At 73.1% G+C, this 23,913-nt stretch carries 21 protein-coding genes; 11 read left to right on the forward strand and 10 right to left on the reverse strand.

Annotated elements, in window-relative coordinates:
• Positions 1-2: 2 nt before the first annotated feature.
• Both rox and ACFYO8_RS11145 read right to left on the reverse strand, forming a co-directional pair.
• The gene (gene rox, locus ACFYO8_RS11140; RefSeq protein WP_354864636.1) at positions 3-1,430 is read right to left on the reverse strand and encodes a rifampin monooxygenase; all 1,428 of its coding nucleotides are present in this window, start codon (positions 1,428-1,430) and stop codon (positions 3-5) included.
• 146 nt (positions 1,431-1,576) lie between these two features.
• Positions 1,577-2,515, reverse strand: coding sequence for a helix-turn-helix domain-containing protein (locus ACFYO8_RS11145; protein ID WP_354864638.1), 939 nt, complete (start codon positions 2,513-2,515; stop codon positions 1,577-1,579).
• Between the two features lie 94 nt (positions 2,516-2,609).
• Between ACFYO8_RS11145 and ACFYO8_RS11150 the strand changes: the two genes are divergently transcribed.
• From ACFYO8_RS11150 to ACFYO8_RS11160, 3 genes are all read left to right on the forward strand, one after another.
• Entirely contained in the window at positions 2,610-3,620 is a 1,011-nt protein-coding gene (locus ACFYO8_RS11150) for a saccharopine dehydrogenase NADP-binding domain-containing protein (RefSeq protein WP_354864640.1), read from the forward strand.
• A 122-nt stretch (positions 3,621-3,742) separates the two neighbouring features.
• Complete coding sequence (locus ACFYO8_RS11155) at positions 3,743-5,878, forward strand: cellulase family glycosylhydrolase (RefSeq protein ID WP_354864642.1); 2,136 nt, start codon at positions 3,743-3,745, stop codon at positions 5,876-5,878.
• Between the two features lie 110 nt (positions 5,879-5,988).
• Positions 5,989-6,852 carry an alpha/beta hydrolase gene (locus tag ACFYO8_RS11160; RefSeq protein WP_354864644.1) on the forward strand — a complete coding sequence of 288 codons (864 nt, stop codon included), beginning with the start codon at positions 5,989-5,991 and terminating at the stop codon, positions 6,850-6,852.
• 36 nt (positions 6,853-6,888) lie between these two features.
• On the opposite strand, the gene ACFYO8_RS11165 is transcribed toward ACFYO8_RS11160, so the two are convergent.
• The 3 genes from ACFYO8_RS11165 to ACFYO8_RS11175 all read right to left on the reverse strand — a co-directional run bounded on the left by ACFYO8_RS11165 (position 6,889) and on the right by ACFYO8_RS11175 (position 9,407).
• Entirely contained in the window at positions 6,889-7,353 is a 465-nt protein-coding gene (locus tag ACFYO8_RS11165) for a hypothetical protein (RefSeq protein ID WP_354864646.1), read from the reverse strand.
• A 160-nt stretch (positions 7,354-7,513) separates the two neighbouring features.
• On the reverse strand, positions 7,514-8,386 hold the full coding sequence (locus tag ACFYO8_RS11170; protein WP_354864648.1) for a hypothetical protein: 873 nt from the start codon (positions 8,384-8,386) through the stop codon (positions 7,514-7,516).
• A 364-nt stretch (positions 8,387-8,750) separates the two neighbouring features.
• Positions 8,751-9,407, reverse strand: a complete 657-nt coding sequence (locus ACFYO8_RS11175; RefSeq protein ID WP_355093495.1) for a 4'-phosphopantetheinyl transferase superfamily protein — start codon at positions 9,405-9,407, stop codon at positions 8,751-8,753.
• Between the two features lie 126 nt (positions 9,408-9,533).
• Between ACFYO8_RS11175 and ACFYO8_RS11180 the strand changes: the two genes are divergently transcribed.
• Positions 9,534-9,809 (forward strand): hypothetical protein, encoded by a 276-nt coding sequence (locus tag ACFYO8_RS11180; protein ID WP_354864652.1) that lies wholly within the window; start codon positions 9,534-9,536, stop codon positions 9,807-9,809.
• 68 nt (positions 9,810-9,877) lie between these two features.
• Here ACFYO8_RS11180 and ACFYO8_RS11185 read toward each other — a convergent pair whose 3' ends face one another.
• The 3 genes from ACFYO8_RS11185 to ACFYO8_RS11195 all read right to left on the reverse strand — a co-directional run bounded on the left by ACFYO8_RS11185 (position 9,878) and on the right by ACFYO8_RS11195 (position 13,909).
• The gene (locus ACFYO8_RS11185; protein WP_354865256.1) at positions 9,878-10,654 is read right to left on the reverse strand and encodes a peptidase; all 777 of its coding nucleotides are present in this window, start codon (positions 10,652-10,654) and stop codon (positions 9,878-9,880) included.
• 2 nt (positions 10,655-10,656) lie between these two features.
• Positions 10,657-11,952, reverse strand: a complete 1,296-nt coding sequence (locus ACFYO8_RS11190; RefSeq protein WP_354864653.1) for a VWA domain-containing protein — start codon at positions 11,950-11,952, stop codon at positions 10,657-10,659.
• A gap of 286 nt (positions 11,953-12,238) precedes the next feature.
• Complete coding sequence (locus tag ACFYO8_RS11195) at positions 12,239-13,909, reverse strand: phospholipid carrier-dependent glycosyltransferase (RefSeq protein WP_354864655.1); 1,671 nt, start codon at positions 13,907-13,909, stop codon at positions 12,239-12,241.
• 92 nt (positions 13,910-14,001) lie between these two features.
• On the opposite strand from ACFYO8_RS11195, the gene rsmI reads away from it, so the two are divergent.
• On the forward strand, positions 14,002-14,841 hold the full coding sequence (rsmI, locus tag ACFYO8_RS11200; RefSeq protein WP_387187209.1) for a 16S rRNA (cytidine(1402)-2'-O)-methyltransferase: 840 nt from the start codon (positions 14,002-14,004) through the stop codon (positions 14,839-14,841).
• Positions 14,842-14,853: 12 nt separating this feature from the next.
• Here rsmI and ACFYO8_RS11205 read toward each other — a convergent pair whose 3' ends face one another.
• The gene (locus ACFYO8_RS11205) at positions 14,854-15,681 is read right to left on the reverse strand and encodes a hypothetical protein (RefSeq protein ID WP_387188880.1); all 828 of its coding nucleotides are present in this window, start codon (positions 15,679-15,681) and stop codon (positions 14,854-14,856) included.
• Positions 15,682-15,809: 128 nt separating this feature from the next.
• Between ACFYO8_RS11205 and metG the strand changes: the two genes are divergently transcribed.
• Positions 15,810-17,612: a methionine--tRNA ligase gene (gene metG, locus ACFYO8_RS11210; protein ID WP_354864661.1), complete on the forward strand. Its 1,803-nt coding sequence runs from the start codon at positions 15,810-15,812 to the stop codon at positions 17,610-17,612.
• Positions 17,613-17,665: 53 nt separating this feature from the next.
• Here metG and ACFYO8_RS11215 read toward each other — a convergent pair whose 3' ends face one another.
• On the reverse strand, positions 17,666-18,517 hold the full coding sequence (locus tag ACFYO8_RS11215; RefSeq protein WP_355093497.1) for an alpha/beta hydrolase: 852 nt from the start codon (positions 18,515-18,517) through the stop codon (positions 17,666-17,668).
• 115 nt (positions 18,518-18,632) lie between these two features.
• On the opposite strand from ACFYO8_RS11215, the gene ACFYO8_RS11220 reads away from it, so the two are divergent.
• From ACFYO8_RS11220 to ACFYO8_RS11240, 5 genes are all read left to right on the forward strand, one after another.
• Positions 18,633-19,535, forward strand: coding sequence for a TatD family hydrolase (locus ACFYO8_RS11220; RefSeq protein WP_354864664.1), 903 nt, complete (start codon positions 18,633-18,635; stop codon positions 19,533-19,535).
• A gap of 13 nt (positions 19,536-19,548) precedes the next feature.
• Positions 19,549-20,418 (forward strand): 16S rRNA (adenine(1518)-N(6)/adenine(1519)-N(6))-dimethyltransferase RsmA, encoded by an 870-nt coding sequence (rsmA, locus tag ACFYO8_RS11225; RefSeq protein ID WP_354864666.1) that lies wholly within the window; start codon positions 19,549-19,551, stop codon positions 20,416-20,418.
• Positions 20,419-20,504: 86 nt separating this feature from the next.
• On the forward strand, positions 20,505-21,458 hold the full coding sequence (locus ACFYO8_RS11230; RefSeq protein ID WP_354864668.1) for a 4-(cytidine 5'-diphospho)-2-C-methyl-D-erythritol kinase: 954 nt from the start codon (positions 20,505-20,507) through the stop codon (positions 21,456-21,458).
• A 65-nt stretch (positions 21,459-21,523) separates the two neighbouring features.
• The gene (locus ACFYO8_RS11235) at positions 21,524-23,323 is read left to right on the forward strand and encodes an ABC-F family ATP-binding cassette domain-containing protein (RefSeq protein ID WP_354864670.1); all 1,800 of its coding nucleotides are present in this window, start codon (positions 21,524-21,526) and stop codon (positions 23,321-23,323) included.
• A gap of 97 nt (positions 23,324-23,420) precedes the next feature.
• Positions 23,421-23,876, forward strand: coding sequence for a DUF4383 domain-containing protein (locus ACFYO8_RS11240; protein WP_354864672.1), 456 nt, complete (start codon positions 23,421-23,423; stop codon positions 23,874-23,876).
• The last annotated feature ends 37 nt before the right edge of the window (positions 23,877-23,913 follow it).

Here is a 23,913-nt window from a genome sequence, read left to right on the forward strand (position 1 = left end):
GCTCACCTCGTCGCGCTACCGAACCACCTGGTCAGCGCCTCCTCCAGCGTCCGCTGACCGTCACCCACCCAGACCACGTGCCCGTCCGGCCGCAGCAGCACCGCCGGCACGTCCAGCTCGTCGCCGGTGCCGGCGACGAGCCCGACCCGGTCGGCCCAGCCGTCCACCGACAGCCTCCCGGTCCCGTCGAGCAACAACCCGCCGCCGGTACGCATCAGCTCGTACAGGCGTCCCTGTGGCAGCGGTACGTCGCGCAGCCGCCGCCCGAGCAGCGGGTGACCCTCGCCGACGTCGTACCGCACGCCGATCGCCGTCACCTTCTCGATCAGGAAGCGGTTGACCTCGTCGAACTCCATGAGCTGCGCCAGCACCTCACGCACGGCCTGCGGGCCGGGCTCGTTGCTGGTCAGCAGCATCTGGGCGCGGGTGTTCGTCAGCACGTCGGCGGCGACCGGACGCCGCTCGGACTCGTAGGTGTCCAGCAGGTCGCCCGGCGCCCAGCCGTTCACCGCCGCCGCCAGCTTCCAGCCCAGGTTGAACGCGTCCTGGATGCCCAGGTTGAGCCCCTGCCCGCCCAGCGGCGGGTGGACGTGCGCGGCGTCGCCGGCCAGGAACACCCGCCCGACCCGGTACCGCTCGGCCAGGCGGGTCGCGTCGCCGAACCGGGACAGCCAGCGGGGGGAGTGCACGCCGAAGTCGGTGCCCGCGTACGCGGTCAGTTGCCGCTTGACGTCGTCGAGCGTGGGCGGCGCCGAGGCCACCTCGGCCGCCGGTACGACCACCCGGAACACGCCGGGCCTGCCGGACGGCCCGAGCCCGAACCGCTTCTCGGTGCGGCGTACCTCGGTCATGATCGTGGTGATCTCATCCGGGGAGGCAGTCACTTCCATCTCGCCCAGCAGCGTGTCGACTGTCGACGGCTCGCCGGGGAAGCCGACGCCGAGCAGCTTGCGGACGGTGCTGCGCCCGCCGTCGCAGCCGACCACGAACCGCGCCCGCACCGCCTCCGAGGGCTCGCCGTCGAGGTGGACTGTCACGCCGTCGTCGTCCTGCTCCAGCCCGGTCACCGCACGGCCGCGCCGGATCTCGGCCCCGACCTCGGCGGCGTGGTCGGCGAGCAGCCGGTCGGTGAGTGTCTGGGGAATGCCGAGCACGTACGGGTGGGCGGTGTCCAGATCGGCGGGCGCGGGCTTGTCGATGCCGGCGAAGAAGCCCCGGATCGGGTGCGTGCCGCCGTTGTCCAGGAACCGCTCCAGCAGCCCTCGCTGGTCCATCACCTCGATGCTGCGGACGTGCAGCCCGAGCGACCGCACGTACGGCGGCAGTTCGGCGTCCCGTTCCAGCACGAGCACGCCGACGCCCTGAAGGCGCAGCTCGCTCGCCAGCATCATGCCGGTCGGCCCACCGCCGACCACGATCACGTCGAACACATTTTCCCCCGTGTCGAGTGTCAGGCGACCGTCCCCTTGGGCGGCACGAACCGACCATAGCCCTCGTGCCGGAACGCCCGGGCCCCGAAAGGCAGGCAGGCGGGCATCTCGTTCAGGCCGCCCGGCGGGAGACGGCGGCAACCCGGTCAGCCGCGGCGGAACGTGCGGCGGTAGGTGTCCGGCGGCACGCCGACGGCGCGCTGGAAGTGCCGGCGTAGCGTCGTCGCCGTACCCATGCCTGATGCCTCGGCGACGGCGTCGATGCTGTCGTCGGTGTTCTCCAGCAGCTCCTGCGCCCGCCGGATGCGCTGCGTCGCCAGCCACCGCGACGGCGTGGCGCCGGTCGCGGCGGTGAAGTGCCGGGCCAGGTTGCGGGTGCTCATGGTCGCCTGGCGAGCGAGGTCGGCGACGGTGAGCGGGCGGTCCAGCCGCGCCATCGCCCACGGCAGCAGCGCGGCGATCGGATGGTCCGCGCGGGCCGGGACGGGGGTGGTGACGTACTGGGCCTGGCCGCCCGCGCGGTGCGGCGGCACCACCAGGCGGCGGGCGACGGCGTTGGCGACCGCCGAGCCGTGGTCGCGGCGGATCAGGTGCAGGCACAGGTCGATGGCGGCGGCTTTGCCGGCGGAGGCGAGCACGTCGCCGTTGTCCACATAGAGCACGTCCGGGTCGACACGGACGCTCGGGTAGCGGGCGGCCAACGCCTCGGTGTGTGCCCAGTGGGTGGTGGCTCGCAGCCCGTCGAGGATGCCGGCGGCGGCGAGCACGAACGCGCCGGTGCAGAAGGAGACCATCCGGGCGCCCGCCTCGTGCGCGGCGCGGACGGCGTCGACCAGGTCTGGCGGCGGCTCGGCGGCGGTGTCCTCGATCGCCGGGACGATCACCGTGTCGGCGCGGGCGAGGTGGTCCAGCCCGTGGTCGGGCGTGATCGCGAACCGGCCGACGCCGACCGGGCCGGGACCGCAGACCACCAGGTCGTACCAGGGGTCGGCCAGGCCGGTCGGGTCGCGGGTGAAGATCTCGCAGGCCGCCGACACCTCGAAGTGCAGCATCCCGTCGGTGGCGGCGAGCGCGATCAGGGCCATGTCCGAAACTGTACGGGCATTGTCGTTTGCGACACTGGCCCGGCCCACGCGCCCCGGCGAGGATCGTTCCAATCGATCTTCGAGGGGGAGCGTCATGCAGGTGGCGGTGTTCGGGGCGTACGGGCACACCGGACGGTTCGTGGTGGCGGAGCTGCGGGAGCGGGGATACGAGCCGCTGCCGGTCGGGCGCGACGCCGGGAAGCTGTCAGCCGCCTTCCCGGGGGTGGAGCACCGGGTGGCGTCGGTCGACGACCCGGCCCCGCTGGACCGGGCGCTGGCCGGGGCGGCGGCGGTGGTCAACTGCGCCGGGCCGTTCGCCTCGACCGCCGGCCCGCTGATCGAGGCCGCACTGCGGGCCGGGATCCCCTACGTGGACGTGGCGGCCGAGATCGAGGCGAACCGGGACACGTTCGCCCAGTACGCCGAGCGTGCCGAGGCCGCCGGAGTCGCGGTGGTGCCGGCCATGGCGTTCTTCGGCGGGCTCGGTGACCTGCTCGTCACCGCCGCGATGGGGGACTGGACGGCGGCCGACGAGGCGCACGTCGCGTACGGGCTGAGCAGCTGGCACCCGACGGCCGGGACGGTCGCCTCCGGCGTCGTCTCGCGCGATCGCCGCGGCGGCCGGCGGGTCCGTTTCACCGAAGGGCGCCTGGTGTACGCCGACGGCGACCTGCCCCGGCTGGACTGGGAGTTTCCGGCGCCACTGGGTGTGCGGCCGGTGCTCGGCGAGTTCACCATGGCCGACGGGGTCACCGTCCCGAGTCACCTGGACATCCCGGAGGTGTGCACGTACATGACCGCGAACGCGGCACTGGACCTGGCCGCCGGGGACGCCCCGGCGGCGGTGGACGAGCGCGGCCGGTCGGCGCAGACGTTCACCGTCGACGTGGTGGTGCGGTCGGGCGACGTCCGGCGGCGGGTGGTGGCCCACGGGCAGGACATCTACGCGATCAGCGCGCCGCTGGCGGTCGAGGCGGTCCACCGGGTCCTGACCGGGCGGACCCGGGCGAAGGGCGTCGCCTCGGCCGGCCGGATCTTCGACGCGCCGGATTTCCTGGGCGCGCTGTCGGCGCACCTCACCGTCGAGACGCTGCCGGCCACCTGACGCGCCTGCCACATCCACGTCTGTTGATTGACAATGTTTGGAATCCAAACTTACTCTCGCGCTGGGCGGGTGCGCGCCCCGCCCTCCCCGTCCACGCGCCCACCCACCGCGAAGGAACCACCATGTTCCGCTCTCCCCGTACCGCCCGATTGCGGGTCGGCCTCGTCGCGGCGACCGCCGCCACGCTCGTGACCGGCACCGCCCTGATGGCGACGAACGCCCAGGCGGCGGCCGGCTGCCGCGTCACCTACACGACCGCCAGCCAGTGGCCCGGCGGCTTCACCGCCAACGTCGACGTGACAAACCTCGGTGACCCGATAAACGGCTGGAACCTGCGCTGGACGTTCCCGTCCGGCCAGCGGGTCACCCAGGCGTGGAGCGCCACAGTCACCTCCTCCGGCGCCGACGTGACCGCCACGAACGTCGGCTACAACGGCGCCGTCGCCACGAACGGCACCGTCTCGTTCGGCTTCAACGGCTCCTGGACCGGCACCAACACCGCGCCCACCGCGTTCTCGCTCAACGGCGTGGCCTGCACCGGCGGCGTCGGCGGAACCACCCCGCCGCCGACCACCACGCCACCGCCGACCACGCCACCGCCGACCACGCCGCCCCCGACCACCCCGCCGCCCACCACGCCACCGCCCACGACCCCGCCGCCGGCCGGCAACGCCATGGCCGCGGTCGCCGCCATGCAGCCCGGCTGGAACCTCGGCAACTCCTTCGACGCGGTCGGCGCGGACGAGACCGCCTGGGGCAACCCGCGGGTCACCGAGGCGCTGCTGGACAACGTCCGGGCGCAGGGCTTCAACAGCATCCGCATCCCGGTGACCTGGAGCAACCACCACGGCGCCGCGCCGAACTACACGATCGACGCGGCCTGGCTGAGTCGGGTACGCGAGGTGGTCGGCTGGGCGCTCGCCGACGGCTTCTACGTGGTGCTCAACATCCACCACGACTCGTGGCAGTGGATCAACACGATGCCCACCGACCGCGCAGGCGTGCTGAACCGCTACAACGCGCTCTGGACCCAGATCGCGGCCGCGTTCAAGGACTCCTCGCCGAAGCTGACCTTCGAGAGCGTCAACGAGCCGCAGTTCACCGGCAGCTCCGGCGACGCGCAGAACGCCACCCTGCTCAACGAGCTGAACACCTCGTTCCACCGCATCGTCCGCCAGTCCGGCGGCAACAACGCCACCCGGCTGCTCGTCCTGCCGACCCTGCACACCTCCGCCGAGCAGGCCCGGGTGGACGAGCTGGTCAGCACGTTCAACACGCTGAACGACCCGAACCTGGTCGCCACCGTGCACTTCTACGGGTACTGGCCGTTCAGCGTGAACATCGCCGGGGGCACCCGGTTCGACGCCACCGTCCAGCAGGACCTGACCGACCAGTTCGACCGCGTCTACAACGCCTTCGTCACCCGCAACATCCCGGTGATCATCGGTGAGTACGGGCTGCTCGGCTTCGACCGGCACACCGGCACCATCGAACAGGGCGAGAAGCTCAAGTTCTTCGAGTTCCTCGGCCACTACGCGCGCAGCCGCAAGCTGACCACCCAGCTCTGGGACAACGGCCAGCACTTCGACCGGACCTCGTTCGTGTGGAAGGACCCCGAGCTGTTCGCCCAGATCAAGTCGAGCTGGACCACCCGCTCCGGCACCGCCTCCAGCGACCAGGTGTACGTGCCGCGTACCGGCTCGATCACCGCCAAGAGCCTGACGCTCAACCTGAACGGCACCACGTTCCAGGGTCTGCGCCAGGGCACCACCGACCTGGTGAACGGCACCGACTACACGGTCTCCGGCAACACCCTGACGCTCACCGCGTCGGCGCTGACCCGGCTGGTCGGCTCCCGCGCGTACGGGGTGAACGCCAACCTGACGGCCCGGTTCTCCGCGGGCGTGCCGTGGCGGATCAGCATCATCACGTACGACCCGCCGGTGCTGTCGAACGCGAGCGGCACCACCGCCGCGTTCACGCTCCCGGCACAGTTCCGCGGCGACCAACTGGCCACCATGGAGGCGAAGTACGCCGACGGCAGCAACGCCGGGCCGCAGAACTGGACCTCGTACAAGGAGTTCGACGTGACGTTCGCGCCGGACTACACCGGCAACACGATCGTGCTGAAGCCGGAGTTCTTCGCCGAGGTCAACGACGGCCAGCGGGTCACGCTGACGTTCCACTTCTGGAGCGGCACGAAGCTGACCTACTACGTCACCAAGTCCGGCAGCACCGTCACCGGCACGGTGAGCTGACCGCGACGGGCACGGCTCGCGGCGTGGGTGTCGACACCGCCGCGAGCCGTGCCCGGAACACGTTTCCGCTGGACCGATGACTTCCGCGGCCGGCGCCGGTCGACAGAGGCATGAAGACGCTCACTCTCCAGACGCCCGAGGTCGACCTGGTCTACGACGTCCACGCCCCCGAGGCGACCGAGGCCGGGCACCGCCCCTTGTTCATGATCGGCCAGCCCATGTGCGCCGACGGCTTCACCACGCTCGCGTCGTACTTCCCCGACCGCACAGTCATCACGTACGACCCGCGTGGGCTCGGCCGGAGCGTTCGCAAGGACGGCCGGAACGACTCGCTGCCCGAGGTGCAGGCCCGGGACGTACGCGACATCGTCGACGCCCTCGGCATGGGCCCGGTCGACATGTTCGCCAGCAGCGGCGGCGCGGTGACCGCGCTCGCCCTGGTGGCCGCGTACCCGGACGCGGTGACCACGCTCGTGGCGCACGAGCCGCCGCTGACCACGCTGCTCCCCGACGCCGAGGCGGCCGGCCGGGCCATGGCCGCCTGCCAGGAGGCGTACCGGAAGAACGGCCGGGGCGCGGGCATGGCGACGTTCATCGTCATGACGTCGTGGCGGGGCGAGTTCACCGACGACTACTTCGCCCAGCCCGCGCCGGACCCCGCCGCGTTCGGGATGCCGGCCGAGGACGACGGCAGCCGGGACGACCCGCTGCTCTCCGACCGGTCCGCGGCGGTCACCGTCTACCGGCCGGACGTCGACGCGCTGCGCGCCGCGCCTACCCGGGTCGTGATCGCGGTGGGCGAGGAGTCGGCGGACACGCTCACCGCGCGGACGTCGGCGGCCACCGCCGAGCTGCTGGGCGGACAGCCCGCCGTTTTCCCGAGCCACCACGGCGGGTTCCTCGGCGAGGAGACGGGCTACGCCGGGCAACCGGAGGCGTTCGCGCGCCGGCTGCGGGAGATCCTCGACGCCTGACTGCGGCGGCGCCGTGACGCGGATGCCCGCGACGGCTCAGGCGCGGCGCACGTCGGTGACCATCACCGGGTAGGGCCCGGCCGGTGTGCCGGGCCCGGCCTCGTCGGTGGGGACCACGTTCTCCATCCGCAGCCGCAGCGTGCCGGGGCCGGCGGCGTCGAGGACGATCCGCCACACCCAGCCGCCGGCGTACCCGGCGGTCATCTCGACCGCCGCCGCCCCGCCCGCCTCGCCGGTGAGCGTCATCGGTGACGGTTGCTGGTGCCACGAGTCGCCCCACCAGGCGACGAGCGAGCCCGGCCGGTCGCCTGCGGCGATCACCAGCAGGCCGTCCTGCGGGCCGTCTTCGGGATGCTCCCACGAGTACGCCACAGTGGTCAGGTGCCCGCCGGCCGCGGTGGCGACGGTCAGCGCGGCCGACGACTCGGCGAGCGGATCGGCGGGCATCAGCCGGAAGCCATTGGTGCCTACCCAGGACCCGGTGACGTCGGTGAGAACCATCGCCGCAGAATAGGAACCACCCCCGACACTGCCCATCCACGCCAGTCCGGGGCGATCTTGGAAGATTTCGGCCCATATGAGGGCCGTTTGCTAGCAAGATCTAACGGACACGGGGGCCGGTCCGCTGTGGACCTGCCCCCGTGCGGGGTTTCGTGTGAGCTCAGGGCTTCCAGGACCCGGCGGAACGGAAGCGGTGCTTGTATTCGACCACGCCGTTCTGGTCCTTCACGTCGAAGATGAGCTGTCCGCTGCGCTTGGACCCCTCGGGCAGGTTGGTGCCCGAGGTCATCAGCTTGCCGCAGCCGGAGAAGGCGCCGCCGATGCCGCTCTCCTCGGTGCCGTCCGCGGCGACCCAGGTGAAGTAGAACGGGTTGATCGAGCCGGTGCCCTTGGTGATCTCGGCGGTCACGTCGGCGATCAGGAACATGCCGTTCTTCGGGCCGGGCATGATCTCGCTGCAGGCGGCGTTCCTGGTCCGGAAGTTGCCGACGGTGACCTCGATGGTGCCGCGGTCGTCGTTGACGGTCAGCTTGGCGCCGGCCGGCATGTTGAACGCGGCGCCGCCGGTGGTGCCCGGCTGCGGAGTGCCCGTCGGGGTGTCACCGGTCGGAGGGCCGGCTGTCGGCTGGCCGTAGGTGACGCCCGGGGTGGGCAGGGAGTCGATCGCCTCCTGGGTCTTCTTCGCGCCGCTGTAGACGGCGAGGAGGCCGCCGCCGCAGCACAGCAGCAGCAGGACCGCCGCGATGACGCCGACAGTGATCCAGACGTTCTTGTTCGACTTCTTCGCCGGCGGCCCGAACGGCTGACCGGGCGGCGGCGGGTACGCGCCACCACCCGGCGGCGGGTAACCGCCCGGCGGCGGATAGGCGCCCGGCTGGTACTCGCCGCCGGGCTGCTGGTACGTCCCACCCGGAGGCTGGTACCCGGATGCCGGCTGCTGGTATGCCCCGCCCGGGGGCTGGTATTCGAATCCCGGCGGCTGATACGCCCCGCCCGCCTGCGGATACTCGCTGCCCGGCGATGGGTAGGGCACCCCCGAGGTGGGCGGCGGCGGGAACGCCGCGGCAGGCGCGGGCGGGTACTGCTCGCCCGGACCCGGCTGCGGCGGATAGGGCGCCCCGGAGACGGGCGGCGCACTGAAGACGGGCGGCTGCGGCGCTTCCGAGGGCGGCGGAGAGGGCGCACCCGAGGTGGGAGCGGGCGGCGGAGCGTACGGGTCGCTCGGCGCCGGCATCGGGGCGGGGGGGAACGCCTGAGTCGGCGGTTCCGGCGGCTGCTGGTTCGGGTCGGGTGACCCGGACGGAGGCTCAGGGTGGCTCACCGTACTCCTTGGGGCGCCTTCGGGGTATCCGGTCGGATCGACGGTATAGGCCCGAGGCAAGTCGGCCAACAGGGCCTCATCGATGTGGCAGGACGGCGGCGGTACGGACCAGGTCGTCGTCCACGACGAACCGTCCGGTCACCGCCGACGGCGGATCGGGCACCGGTGCGGCGGCGAGCCGGGCCGGCGCGATCTCGGCGTGGAACGTGCCCGCCTCCGGATCGATGACGACTTGTGCGTCGGCGAAGCCCAGCCACGTGCCCACGAGCGGGTGCCAGATCTTGTAGACGGTCTCCTTCGCGCTGAACACCACGGTCGGCCAGTGCGTGCCGGCCGGCAGCCGGGCCAGCTCCACCTCCTCGTCGGGGCGGCACACCTTCCGGCGTACCCCCGGGGAGAGCGGCCGGTAGCGCTCGGCGTCGATACCGACGGCGCGCACGTCGGCGGCCCGGGCGACGGCGGCCGCGCAGTAGTCGCTGGTGTGGGTGATCGCGCCGACGACGCCGGCCGGCCAGATCGGGGCCCGGTCGGCGCCGGCGGGCACCGGCGTGGCGGGCCGGCCGAGCGCGGCGAGCGCCCGCCGGGCGCAGAGCCGCCCGGCGGTGAAGTCGCGGCGACGGCCGGGCACCACACGCTCACCCAGTGTGGCCAGTTCGGCAGGAAGCAGCTCACCGGACCAGTCGGCCGGGCCGGCCACCGCTACGGCGACCGAGGCCGGAAGCAGGTCACGCACGAGAGGTGGATGACGGGGACACGCGGTGAACGTACCGTAACGCTTGGGCGTGGCGCGGCGCTGAAGGAACGTCGCGGGGAGGTAAGCGGTCCATCACCACCATTCCTGACTCGGAAGGAGCGGCCGATGACGCCTGGCGCGGAGACTTCGGGGAGTGCCGGAGGCGAGCACGTGCCGGTGACCCCCGACTGGACCTGCGGCTCGTGCGGTGACGACTGGCCCTGCGCCACGAAACGTCACCACCTGCTGCGCGAGTACAAGGTGGACCGGGCGTCGCTCAGCGTCTATCTCGGATCCTGCCTGGCCGCGGCGACGCAGGATCTGCGCTCCGTGCCGGTCACCGCGCTCCAGGACCGGTTCATCGGCTGGGTGCCGCGCGGTCCGCGTACCGCTGAGGCGTGAGCGCGGCCGGTGGCCGCCGCGTCGGGTTCGCGGCGGCCACCGGCTGCGGTCCTCGGAGGTTGCGGTTCTCAGGGCCGGCGGGGCCGCCGGGTGAGGCCGAAGCCGATCACGCCGGCCACGGCGGCGAGGACGCCGCCCACGCTGGTCCACACCCAGCGCGATCCCGCGTCGGGGAGCCAGCCGGTCAGGTCGAAGTCCTCCTCGTCGGCCACCGGCTCGGGCGTCGGCTCGGCGGCCAGCACCGTGCCGGCCTTGGTGTTCGGCACCAGTGGCGCGGCCAGCTCGCCGTCGTCGCCCGACGCGCCGCCCTCGTCGGTGGCGCCGACGAGCATCTCCACCTCGATCGGCAGACCGAGCTCGGGTTCGGGCAGCTCGGTGACGGAGAGCCGGACGTAGTAGGTGCCGGGCAGCGGGTCGCCCGACCAGGGCTCGGCCCACGGCCGTACCCGGCGCAGCGTGCAGCCCAGCGCGACGCTCGTCGCCGAGGCGCCGGCGGTGGGGGTCTGCGCGCCCGCCGTACACGCCTGCCGGCGGCGCAGCCCGTCGAAGACCTCGACGGTCCAGGTGGACACGCCGCTCCGTGGCTTCGGGAACGTGACGGTGGCGGTGATCTCGTGCACCTGCCCGGCGTCGGCGCGGAACGACCAGTACAGGTGGTCGCCCGTCGACGCGCCCACCCGCACCGGCTGCCCGGCGCTGACGGTGGTGGCGGTGAGGAACGAGGTGCCGGCCTTCGTCACAGTGGTCGCGCCCGGTGACGGGCTGGGCGCGGCCAGGGCCGCCGCCGGGGTGAGGGCGAGCCCCACGGCGGTCGTGGCCGCCGCGGCGCGGATCAGCGTACGCATGCTCAGTTCGTCCTCCACGTGTGCACCCACCAGCGGGTGAGCAGCCCGGCGACCAGCCCGGTGAGCAGTCCGGCCAGCGTGAGCAGGAGCAGCAGCACCCAGCCACGGCCGAGGTCCGGCCCGTCCGGCGCGGGGGAGGCGGCCACCACGTCCACCGTCAGCTCCACCGGCATCCCGGGCCGGGCCTGGGTGCCGGGCCTGGCCGCGAACGAGTTGCTGACCACCAGGCAGACGGTCCGTACCGCCTGCTCCGCGCCCGGCGTCGGCTCGGCGCTCGGGCCGTCCTCCTCCTCTTCGGCGGCCGACCAGCGCAGCCCGGCGGAGACCACGTCGGTACGGCCGCTGCCGGCATCGACGCCTCGGACCAGTTCCCGCCCGTCCGGCGCGGTGGCGCGTAGCAGCACGCCGTAGTCCGGGTTGACCGGCCGGTCCAGCGCGACGCTCACCGAGGCGCGCAGCTCCTGCCCGGGCCGCACCGGCACCCGGTACCAGCGGTGCTCGGAGAAAACCTCCCGGTCGCTGTAGACGCCGGGGGCGAGCAGCGGGGCGCCCTCGCAGGCCGTGCCGCCACCCACCACCGCCGGGGCGGCGGTGTACGTGTCCCGGGCGCGGTCGACGAGCTGCTTGATCCGGCCGGTCAGCTCGTCGGCGCTCTGCGCGGCCGTGTAGGTGCCGCCGGTCGCGCCGGCGATGCAGAGCAACTGCCGGCGTACCTTCTCGTCCGGCGCCAGGCCGAGCGTGTCGACCACCAGCCGGGTGCCCTGGGCGGCCAGCTCGCGGGCCACCTCGCAGGGGTCGGGCGGGGCGCAGGTGTCCTCGCCGTCGGTGATCAGCACGATCCGGCGGGCGGTGCTGCCGGTGCCCAGGTCCTGCGCGGCGGAGCGTAGCGCCAGTCCGACCGGTGTGAAACCGGTCGGACGCAATCCGGCGACGGCGGCCTTGGCCTGCGTACGGTCCACCGGGCCGACCGGCACGATCTGCTGGGTGTCCAGGCAGCCCTGCTTCTTGTCCTTGCCCTTGTAGGTGGCGCCGAGCACCCGGATGCCGAGCTGTGTCTCGTCCGGCAGGGCGTCGACCACCTCGTTGAACGCCTGCTGGGCGACGGAGATCCGGCTGCGCCCGTCGATGTCGCGGGCCCGCATCGACCCGCTGACATCCAGGACCAGCTCGACCTTCGGTGGTTCGGCGACGGGTTCGGTGGTCTTGTCGTCGTCGGCCCCGGCGGGGCTCGGCCCGATCAGCGCGGCCGCCGCCAGCAGTCCGATGAGGACGGCCGTCGATCGTCTCTTGTTGATCACGGGGCGAAGTGTAGTGAGATCCACTTTGGAGGATCATTCGGGTCGGAGGTGCCCGGCGGGGCCGCATTCCGGCCTCGCCGGACCGTCATGCCCGGTCGCGGCGACCGCCGTCAGCTGCACCATGTAACCCTTTCGGCCGGTGGTGCACTCGTCGGAAATCTGGCCGCCCCGGACCCGTTGTGCCGTTGCCGGAGTGTGGCTAAGCTCTGTCTTGCGCGCCCCAATCGCCCGCTTCCCCCGTGGCAGGCGATGGGGGCGCGCTTTTCTGTGCGCCCGCCGCCCCGCGTCAGATCCAGCGGCCGTCCAGCCACATCCGCGCCGACCAGTCCGCGTACGGCAGCACCCGGCCCACGAAGATCGGGTAGAAGTAGGCGAAGCAGAGCGCCACGAGTAACACGTACGCGCCCGCGATGATCCCGCCCACCAGCCGCCGGTCGTGCACCTGCTGCGGGTCCGGTGGCGCCGCCGTGCCGGTGGCCGGTGCCGGGGTGGCGATCGCGCCGAGCACGTAGACCACGGCGAGCACCAGGAACGGCACCGCCGGAGCGGCGTAGAAGGAGAACATCGTCCGCCCGTCGAGGGCGAACCAGAACCAGGGCAGCAGGCCGGCGGCGGCGCCGAGCAGGATCGCGCCCGCGCGCCAGTCCCGCCGGGCCAGGCCGAGCCAGACGGTGGCGGCCAGCGCCGGCAGGAACGACCACCACAGCAGCGGCGTGCCCAGCAGCAGCACCTCCGAGGCGCAGCTCGGCGCGCCGCAAGTGCCGTCCCCGGACCAGTGGAACGCCACCGGACGGCCGAGCAGCAGCCACTGCCAGGGCCAGGACTGGTACTTGTGCGGGTCGTCGAGCTGGGTGTGGAAGCCGTACGCGGCCTTGTGGTACTCCCACAGGTTGATCAGCGCCCCGACGAACGGGGTGTCGCTCAGCTCCGGGTTGTTCGGGTAGCGCTCCGCCAGGCGGTAGTAGCCGTCCTGGCTGAGCAGCCAGCCCGACCACGTGGCGATGTAGGTCACGAGCATCAGCACGCCCGCGGCGGCCAGCCACGGCAGCTCGTCGAGCACGGCGTCACGCCAGGGCCGGCGTACCCCGGACGAGCGGCGTACCCCCACCTCCCACAGCAGCACCAGCAACGCGAACGCCGGTACGAAGTAGAGCGCGCTCCACTTGACCGAGCAGGCGCAACCGAGCAGCACCCCGGCCGCCAGCCGCCACCACGGCCAGTTCCGCCAGCCCGACGGCGGCCGTCCGGCCCGGCCCGGCTGTGTCGGGTCGAGCCCGTCCTCCAGCGCCCGGGCCCAGCGCCGTCGCCGGGCGTCCCGGTCGAGCACCAGCGCGCCGAACGCGGCGAGCACGAGCAGCAGCAGGAAGATGTCGAGGATGGCCGTGCGGGACAGCACCAGGTGGTAGCCGTCGAGCGCGAGCAGCAGACCGGCCGCGCAGCCCAGCACCGTGGAGCGGAACATCCGCCGCCCGATGCGGACCAGCAGCAGCACCGACAGCGTGCCGGCCACCGCCGCGCCGAACCGCCAGCCGAACTCCGGCGAGGTGGTCATCAGGTGGCCCGGCACCGAGACGCGGCTGTCCGCGTCCTGGTAGCCGAAGGCCCACTCGCCGATGCCGATCATCCACTTGCCCAGCGGTGGATGCACCACGTACGAGGGGCCGTTGTCCTTGTAGTTCCACTCGACACCGCGGTCGATCAGGCCGTACGCGTCCTTGGCGTAGTAGGTCTCGTCGAAGACCTTCCCGGGCGGGAAGCTGAGCCCCACGAAGCGCAGGATCGCCGCGATGGCCACCACCACGCCTGTCGCCAGCCACGCCTGACCCCGGCCGATGCGGTCGTCGACGGTGGCGAGCCGGCGCCGCACGGCGGCGGGGATCCCGCCCCCGGCGCCGTCGCCCCGGTCGGTGGTGGAAGGGTCCGGGTTCGCGCTCTGTGCTGTCGACGCACTCGTCACCCGGCGATCGTAGGCTGCGAGGGTGCCCGGTGGCGTCCGTCGTCTCCGAAATTGGTACGACCATCGATGAGGGAGCGCACATCGTGGGGGAAATGTCCGAGGTAGGGCGACTCGTATTGCTCGGCGCGCCGCTCGGCAACCCGGCCGACGCGTCCGCCCGGTTCCGCGAGGTGCTGGCCGCCGCCGACGTGGTCGCCGCCGAGGACACCCGGCGGCTCACCCGGCTGGCCCGCGACCTGGACGTGACGGTGCCCGGCCGGATCGTCTCGTACTTCGAGGGCAACGAGGAACGGCGTACGCCCGAGCTGGCCGAGGTGCTCGCCGCCGGCTACACGGTCGCGCTGGTCACCGACGGCGGCATGCCGAGCGTCTCCGACCCCGGCTACCGGCTGGTCCGGGCCGCGCTGGACGCCGGCGTGCCGGTCACCGCCGCGCCCGGGCCGAGCGCCGTCACCACCGCGCTGGCGCTGTCCGGGCTGCCCTGCGACAGGTTCTGCTTCGAGGGCTTCCTGCCGCGTACCCCCGGCGCCCGCCGCTCCCGGCTGCGCTCGCTCGCCGCCGAGGAGCGCACGCTCGTGTTCTTCGAGGCGCCGCACCGCATCACCGGCGCGCTCGCCGACCTCGCCGAGACGTTCGGCGCCGACCGGCCCGCCGCGCTCTGCCGCGAGCTGACCAAGACGTACGAGGAGGTGGTCCGCCGGCCGCTCGGCGAGCTGGCCGAGTGGGCCGCCGAGGGCGATCCCCGGGGCGAGATCACGCTCGTCGTGGCGGGCGCGCCGGCCACGCCCGCGGTCCGGCCGGACGACGAGACGCTGCGCGCCGCGGTGGCCGAGCGCGAGGCGGCCGGGCTGTCCCGCCGGGACGCGATCACCGAGGTCGCCACCGCGTACGGGCTGCGGCGGCGCGAGGTGTACGCGGTCGTGCACAGCTGACGAGCCGGGCACCTACCAGGCGGCGGCCAGGAAACCGACGGTGATCAACGCCGGCCCGGCCAGCGCCAGGCCGACCGCCCAGCGCCGCTGCCGTTCGTCCGCGAGCCGGGTCGCCCCGGTCCACCTGGCGATGCCGGCGGCGCAGCCGGCCACCAGCGCCAGCCCCAGCAGCCAGCGCAGGTGCCGTCCGGTGCCGGTGTCCGCGTAGGCGGTGGACCCGCCCGGCCCGGTCATCCGCGCGCGCAGCGAGCTGCCGGTGTCGGTGCGGCCGGCCGGTACGCCGCTGACCCGTACCCCGTGGGCCTGGAACCGGTCGCCGTCGGCGGAGAAGATGCCCCGGCAGCGCTGGGTGAGCCCGCCGCCCACGCACTTCGTGACCATCACGGTGCCGCCGCTGGAGTGCCCCGCCGCCAGCCAGAGCGGTCCCGCGCTCACCCAGGCGAAGAACGCGGCGAGCAGGCTCAGCGTCAGCAGCACGGCCAGGCCGGCGGGCGGGCTCGGCGGCACGACCGGGCGGGCGCGTTCCCGCCGCGCCGGAGGGCGGGCGGGACCCGGGCGCGGCTCGTCGCGCAGCGGCGTGCCGTCCCAGTGCACCTCCTCGATCGGCGCCCAGCCGCCGGACGGCGCGGACGCGCGCTGCCAGCGCGGCTGGCGTACCGGCACCCGGCTCGGCACCGCGTCCACCGGCGCCCCGGTGGTCGGCTCCACCTCGACCGGCGGGTCCGCCGGGTCCAGCCGTGGCTGCGGGGCGACGGGCCCGCCGGGCGGCGCGGGCCGCGCCCGCCGGGCGGCGGCCGCCGACGGCTCGGGCGCCGCTGGTCTGCTGGTCACGATGTTCATTGCACACCGGTATGTCGGGCTTGTCGGGCAGCTCACGCCGCGTGTCGGCAACAAATCGGACGTACGGGCGGAGCGCACACCCCTATTGGTTCGCGGCGCAGCCACGGCAATCACTAGGCTTGCTGCTCATGAGTCACGTTCTCGCCGCGGTCGCCTGGCCCTACGCCAACGGCCCGCGCCACATCGGCCACGTATCCGGATTCGGCGTTCCCTCCGACGTCTTCGCCCGGTACATGCGGATGGCCGGTCACGACGTGCTCATGGTCTCCGGCACCGACGAACACGGCACCCCGATCCAGGTGCAGGCCGACGCGGAGGGGGTCACCCCGCGCGAGCTGGCCGACCGCTACAACCGGGTGATCGCCGAGGACCTGCGGGCGCTGGGCCTGTCGTACGACCTGTTCACCCGCACCACCACGCGCAACCACTACGCGGTGGTGCAGGAACTGTTCACCGGCCTGTACCGCAACGGCTACATCGTCCCGAAGGTCACCACCGGGGCGATCTCCCCCTCCACCGGCCGGACGCTGCCCGACCGCTACATCGAGGGCACCTGCCCGATCTGCGGCTACGACAGCGCGCGCGGCGACCAGTGCGACAACTGCGGCAACCAGCTCGACCCGATCGACCTGATCGACCCCAAGTCGAAGATCAACGGGGAGACGCCGGAGTTCGTCGAGACCGAGCACTTCTTCCTCGATCTGCCCGCCCTGGCCGACGCGCTGCGGCAGTGGCTGGACACCCGCGAGGGCTGGCGCCCGAACGTGCTGCGGTTCTCCCGCAACCTGCTCGACGACCTCCAGCCCCGAGCCATCACCCGCGACCTGGAGTGGGGTGTGCCGATCCCGCTCGACGACTGGCGCGACCGCCCGGACAAGCGGATCTACGTGTGGTTCGACGCGGTCATCGGCTACCTGTCCGCGTCCATCGAGTGGGCCCGCCGCACCGGCGACCCGGAGGCGTGGCGCAAGTGGTGGTCCGCCGACGCCGAGGGGAAGGACGCCCTTTCCTACTACTTCATGGGCAAGGACAACATCGTCTTCCACTCGGTGATCTGGCCGGCGCTGCTCGGCGGCTACTCCGGCGAGGGCGCCCGCGACGGCGAGCCGGGCGAACTGGGCCGGCTCAACCTGCCCACCGAGGTCGTCTCCAGCGAGTACCTGACCATGGAGGGGCGGAAGTTCTCCTCCTCCCGCAAGGTGGTCATCTACGTCCGGGACTTCCTGGAGCGCTACGACGCCGACGCGCTGCGCTACTTCATCGCGGTGGCCGGGCCGGAGAGCAACGACACCGACTTCACCTGGGCCGAGTTCCTGCGCCGCAACAACGACGAGCTGGTCGCCGGCTGGGGCAACCTGGTCAACCGGTCGGTGTCGATGACGGCGAAGAACTTCGGCGCGATCCCGCCGGTCGACCCGGCCGGGCTCACCGAGGCCGACCAGGCGCTGCTGGACACCGCGAAGGCCGGTTTCGCAGTGGTCGGCGACCTGATCGCCCGGCACCGGCAGAAGCAGGCCATCGGCGAGGCGATGAAGGTCGTCGCCGAGGCCAACAAGTACCTCTCCGACCAGGCGCCCTGGAAGCTCAAGGGCGCTGACGACAAGCCCCGTATGGGCACCATCCTGCACGTCGCGCTCCAGGTGGTCAGCGACGCCAACACGCTGCTCACCCCGTTCCTGCCGCACTCCGCCCAGAAGATCCACGAACTGCTCGGCGGCACCGGTGTGCACGCGCCGATGCCGGTCATCGAGGAGGTCGACGACCTCGACGGCGGGCCGTCGTACCCGGTGCTGACCGGTGACTACACGGTCGGAACGCGCTGGGAGTCCGTACCTCTTGAGGTGGGCCGTCCGCTCGCGGCGCCGAAGCCGGTGTTCCGCAAGCTCGACCCGTCCATCGTCGAGGAGGAGCTGGCCCGCCTGGCCGGCTGAACACGCGCGAACCGCGGCCCGGGGTCTTCCCGGGCCGCGGTCGTGCGCGCAGGTCAGGCGCGGGCCATGCTCGGCTGACCGATGAACTCCAGCACCGCCTTGTTGACCTCGCCGGCGTGGGTCCACGGGAGGCCGTGCGGAGCGTCCGGCAGCGTGACCAGCCGGGCGTCGGGCAGCATGTCCACCAGCCGCTGGCCGGTCGCGGCGTACGGCAGCACCGCGTCCCTGGTGCCCTGGATGATCAGCACCGGCACGTCGATGTTCGGCAGGTCGGGACGGAAGTCGGTGAGCCAGGCGTCCACCGAGTCGTGGGTGCCCTTCGCCGACGCCTGCGTGCCGATCTGCCAGTGGGCGTGGTACGCCTCGTTGCTGACCGCCCGGTCCCGCTTCCCGCCGGAGTCGAAGAACGCGTCGCAGAACGCGGTCAGGTAGGCGAACCGGTCCGCCAGGATGGCCTGCTGGAAGCCGTCGAACAAGCTCTTCTCCACGCCCTGCGGATCGTCGGCGGTCTTCAGCAGGTACGGCGCCAACGGCGAGATGAGCACCGCCCGGTCCACCCGGTCCGACCCGTACGCGCCCAGGTAGCGGGTCACCTCACCGGTGCCCATCGAGTGACCGACCAGGATCGCGTTGCGCAGGTCCAGCTCCGTCATCAACACGTCCAGGTCGGCGGCGAACGTGTCGTAGTCGTAGCCCATGGCCGGCTGGGCGGAGTTGCCGAATCCACGCCTGTCGTACGTGATCACCCGGTATCCGGCGTTCAGCAGGTTGCCGCTCACCTTCTCCCAGGTCGCCCCGTTGAACGGGAAACCGTGGATCAGCACGATCGGCTGACCGGAACCGTGATCCTCGTAGTACAGGTCGATGGGTGCGGAGTTCTCCGTACCGACGGTGACGAAAGGCATGTCGGGATTCCCCCTCGCGCGGGTTTCTCGGACGCCACCGCCTTCCCGGCCTGCACCCGGCTATGCGTGCCGGGCCGGGTGGCGGTCCGGGAACGCCGCCCCGGGCCGGTGTGTGATGCTGGCCGCGATGACCGAGCAGACCGAGACCCGCAAGCAGCGCGCCGCCCGCCGGGCGGGGGAGTTCCCGCCCGTCCCCGAGCCGCTGCCCGTGCCCGTACTGGACAGCCACACCCACCTCGACATCACCGTCGGCGAGTTCGGCACGCCGCCCGGCGGCACCCCCGACGACGACCCGGTGGCCGCCGCGATCGACGTCGCCGCCCGGGCCGGCGTGGACCGGCTCGTCCAGGTCGGGGTGGACGTCGACTCGTCCCGGTGGAGCGCCGACGTCGCCGACCGGTACGCAGCGGTGCTCGCCACCGTCGCGCTGCACCCGAACGAGGCGCCCCGGCTGGCCGACCTGGACGAGGCGCTGCGCCAGATCGAGACGCTCGCCGGCCGGGACCGGGTCCGGGGCGTCGGCGAGACCGGGATGGACTTCTTCCGTACCGGCGACGAGGGCCGGGCCGCGCAGGAGGAGAGCTTCCGGGCGCACATCGCCATCGCCAAGCGGCACGGCAAGGCGCTCGTCATCCACGACCGGGACGCGCACGCCGACGTGCTGCGCATCGTCGACGACGAGGGCGCCCCGGACACGGTGGTCATGCACTGCTTCTCCGGCGACGCCGGCTTCGCCCGCGAGTGCGTCCGGCGCGGCTTCCTGCTCAGCTTCGCCGGCACCGTCACGTTCGGCAGCGCCGCCGCGCTGCGTGAGGCCGCCGCCGTGACCCCGCCGGAGCAGATGCTCGTGGAGACCGACGCGCCCTACCTGACCCCGATGCCGTACCGGGGACGGCCGAACGCGTCGTACCTGATCCCGCTCACCGTCCGCTTCCTCGCCGAGACCACCGGCACCGACCTGGACGAACTCTGCGCCACCATCTCCGCGACCGGCAACCGCGCGTTCGGGCCGTGGTGAGAGGATGCCCGGCGTGACCGGACTCCTCGGCCCGGCGGAGATCCGGGAACTCGCCGCGCGCCTCGGCGTCACGCCGACCAAGAAGCTCGGCCAGAACTTCGTGCACGACCCGAACACCGTGCGCCGGATCGTCACCACCGCCGGGCTCACCCGCGACGACGTGGCCCTGGAGGTCGGACCCGGGCTCGGCTCGCTCACGCTCGCCCTGCTCCCGGTAGCCGCGCACGTGCACGCTGTGGAACTCGACCCGGCGCTCGCCGCCGCGCTGCCGAAGACCGCCGCCCGCTTCGCCGGTACGGCCGCCGAGCGGCTCACCGTCCACCCGGCCGACGCGCTGCGGGTCACCGCCGCCGACCTGGCCGACCCGGCGCCGACCGCGCTGGTGGCGAACCTGCCGTACAACGTCGCGGTGCCGGTCGTGCTGCACCTGCTCGCCGAGCTGCCCACGCTGCGGCACGGCCTGGTGATGGTGCAGAAGGAGGTCGCCGACCGGCTCGTCGCCGGTCCCGGCTCCAAGGTGTACGGCATCCCGTCGGTCAAACTCGCCTGGTACGCCCGCTCCCGCGCGGCCGGCAAGGTCCCGCCGAACGTGTTCTGGCCGGTGCCGAACGTCGACTCCGGCCTGGTGGCGTTCACCAGGCGTGAGCCGCCCCGGGCGGACGTACCCCGGCGGGCCGTCTTCGCTGTCGTGGACGCCGCGTTCGCGCAGCGCCGCAAGACGCTGCGCGCCGCCCTGGCCGGCTGGGCCGGCGGCGCGGACCGGGCCGCCGCCGCGCTCACCGCTGCCGGCGTCGACCCGGGCGCGCGCGGCGAGTCCCTCACCGTCGAGCAGTTCGCCGCCATCGCCGCGTCGGCTCCGGACGCCCCCGCCGCCGAGCAGTAGGCTGGCGCCGATTGTCCGACCCCCGCCGAGGAGCTGACCGTGCCGAAGCCGTTCGACAGCCGCCCACGTCCGGTGGAGTCCACCCGGTGACCGAGGCATGGCGACCGGAGGACGAGGACGGGCAGCGGCGCGGGTCCAGCGGCCCGGTCAAGGTGCGGGTGCCCGCCAAGGTCAACCTGCATCTCGGGGTCGGGCCGCTGCGGCGTGACGGCTACCACGAGCTGAACACCGTCTATCACGCGATCTCCATCTACGACGAGCTGACCGCCCGTCGCGGCGACACGCTCACCCTCACCATGGAGGGCGAGGGCGCCGGCGAGCTGGCCCTGGACGACACCAACCTGGCGCTGCGCGCCGCGCACGCGCTGGCCGGCTACGCGGGCGTCGCCCCGCACGCCCGGCTGCACCTGCGCAAGCAGATCCCGCTGGCCGGTGGGCTGGCCGGTGGCAGCGCCGACGCCGCCGCCGCGCTGGTCGCCTGCGACACGCTCTGGGGCACCGGGCTGTCTCGTGACGAACTGGCCGGCATCGCCGCCGACCTCGGCTCCGACGTGCCGTTCCTCATCCACGGGGGCACCGCGCTCGGCACCGGCCGGGGCGAGGCGGTCAGCCCGGTGCTGGCCCGCCCCACCTCCTGGCACTGGGTGGTGGCGATCGCCGACGGCGGCCTGTCCACCCCGGCCGCGTACCGGGAACTGGACCGGCTACGCGACGCCGGAGCCGCCGGCCCGCCGCTGGGCAGCACCGACGCGCTGCTCGCCGCGCTGCGCCAGCGTGACCCGCGGGTGCTCGCCGCCACGCTCGGCAACGACCTCCAGGACGCCGCGCTGACCATGCGCCCGTCGCTGGCCGAGACGCTCAAGGCGGGCGAGGCGGCCGGCGCGCTGACCGGCATCGTCTCCGGCTCCGGTCCCACCTGCGTCTTCCTCGCCACCGGGGAGGCCGACGCGGTCCGGATCGCCGCCGAGATCACCGCCGCCGGGGTGTGCCGGGAGGCCCGCGTCGCGTACGGCCCGGTCGCCGGCGCCCGCGTGGTCTGACGCCCCGTACCCTTGACTCAGGCGTCCCGGGCCCCCGGGACGCCTGAGTCGTGAAGGGTGGGTCAGTGGCCAACATCGTCAACCTGGACCGGGTGTCCAAGGGGTACGGCGCCGCGGGGCCGCTGCTCACCGACGTCTCGCTCGGTCTCGACGACGCCGACCGGGTCGGTGTGGTCGGCCTCAACGGCGCCGGCAAGTCGACGCTGCTGCGGCTGCTCACCCGCACCGAGGAGCCCGACGACGGCCGCGTCACCCACCGCCGCGACCTGCGGGTGGCCTGGCTGCCGCAGCGCCTGGACCTGGCCCCCGAGCTCACCGTGCGGGACGTGGTGCTGGGCACCGCCTGGCTCGGCGAGAGCATGGGCGCCGAGCACGAGTGGGCCGGCGACGCGGGTGTGCGCGCGATCCTCGACGGCCTCGGCATGCCCCACCTCGGCCTGGACACGCCGGTCGGCCCGATGTCCGGCGGGGAACGCCGCCGCGTGGCGCTCGCCGCGCTGCTGGTCCGCGACGCGGACCTGCTCGTCCTCGACGAGCCCACCAACCACCTCGACGTCGGCGGCGTCGACTGGCTGGCCCGGCACCTCGTCACCCGCAAGGGCGCGCTCGTCGTGGTCACCCACGACCGCTGGTTCCTCGACGCCGTCTGCACCAGCACCTGGGAGGTCGCCGACCAGACCGTCCGGGCGTACGAGGGCGGCTTCGCCGCGTGGACGCTGGCCCGCGTCGAGCGGCAACGCGTCGCCGCCGCCACCGAGGCCCGTCGGCAGAACCTGCTCCGCAAGGAGATCGCCTGGCTGCGCCGCGGCGCACCGGCCCGCACCTCCAAGCCCAAGTTCCGCATCGACGCGGCGAACGCGCTCATCGCCGACGTGCCGGAACCCCGCGACACCACGTCGCTGCAACGGCTCGCCACCGCCCGGCTCGGCAAGCAGGTGTACGACCTCGAACACGTGCGGCTGCACGCCGGCCCGAAGGAGATCCTGCACGACACCACCTGGCAGGTCGGCCCCGGCGACCGGGTCGCCATCCTCGGCCGCAACGGCGCCGGCAAGACCACGCTGCTGCGGATGCTGGCCGGGGTGACCGGCCCCGACGGCGGGCGTTTCGCCGCCGGGCAGACCGTCCGGCCCGCGTTCCTGTCCCAGGAGCTCGCCGAACTCCCCGGCCACCTGCGCGTGCTGGAAGCCGTCGAGGAGGTGGCCCGGCGCGTGCAGTTCGGCGACCGGGAGATCAGCGCCGCCCAGCTCGCCGAGATCTTCGGCTTCGACGACAGGCGGCTCTGGACCCCGGTGAGCGACCTGTCCGGCGGCGAGCGCCGCCGCCTGCAGATGCTGCGGCTGCTCGCCGGGGAACCGAACGTGCTCCTGCTCGACGAGCCCACGAACGACCTGGACACCGACACGCTCGCCGCGCTGGAGGACCTGCTCGACTCGTGGCCCGGCACGATCGTGGTGGCCAGCCACGACCGCTACCTCATCGAGCGGGTCACCGACGTCGCGTACGGCATGTTCGGTGACGGCCGGCTGGTGCACCTGCCCGGCGGCGTCGACGAGTACCTGGCGCGCGCCGCCGCGGACGGCGGCCCGGCGCCCGCCGACCTCACCCCGGCCACGGCGGCGCCGGCCCGCGAGGGCATGTCCGCAGCCGAGGTACGCGTCGCGAAGAAGGAACTGAACCGGCTGGAACGGCAGATCGCCAAGCTCGAACAGAAGGAGGCGGGCCTGCACGAGCAGCTCGCCGCGAACGCCACCGACTACGCCCGGGTCGCCGAGCTGGACACCCAGCTCAAGGAGGTGCGGGCCGAGCGGGACCGCACCGAGGAGACCTGGCTGGCCGTCGCCGAGGAGCTTCCGGGCGGCTGACCTGCCGCCGAGGTGGGGGGTGTGCGGCGTCACCGACCGGCGTACGGGACAATCACCGGTGGAACCCTCGTCCGTTCGGTCTTTTGGAGACGCAGAGATGGCCCACACCCCCGTCAACCACCCCGCGCGGCCGATCTACCGGGCGATCGGCGGGCTCGTTGGTCTGTACTTCGTCGTCTTCGGCGGCCTCGGCATCATCGCCAGCGCCGGCAACGACTTCGTCGCCCAGGACGACACCAAGGTCCTCGGCCAGGGCACCAACATGGCGTTCTCGCTGCTGTCGGTGCTGGTCGGCGTCGTGATCCTGGTCGGCACCGCGATCGGCCGCAACCTCGACGTGGCGGTCAACCAGTGGCTGGCCTACACGCTCATGGTGATCGGCCTGGCCGCGCTGGCGTTCCTGCAGACCGACGCCAACATCTTCAACTTCTCGATCATGACCGTCGTGGTGGTCCTGACCCTGTCGCTGGTGCTCCTGATGGTGGGCATGTACGGCAAGGTCGGCTCCGACGACGAGCACGAGGCCTGGCAGAAGGCCCGCCTGGTGCTCTGATCCCGTCACGTACCGAAGGCCCGGCGCAGTGCGCCGG

Source organism: Micromonospora sp. NPDC005257 (assembly GCF_042872445.1).
GTDB lineage: Bacteria > Actinomycetota > Actinomycetes > Mycobacteriales > Micromonosporaceae > Micromonospora.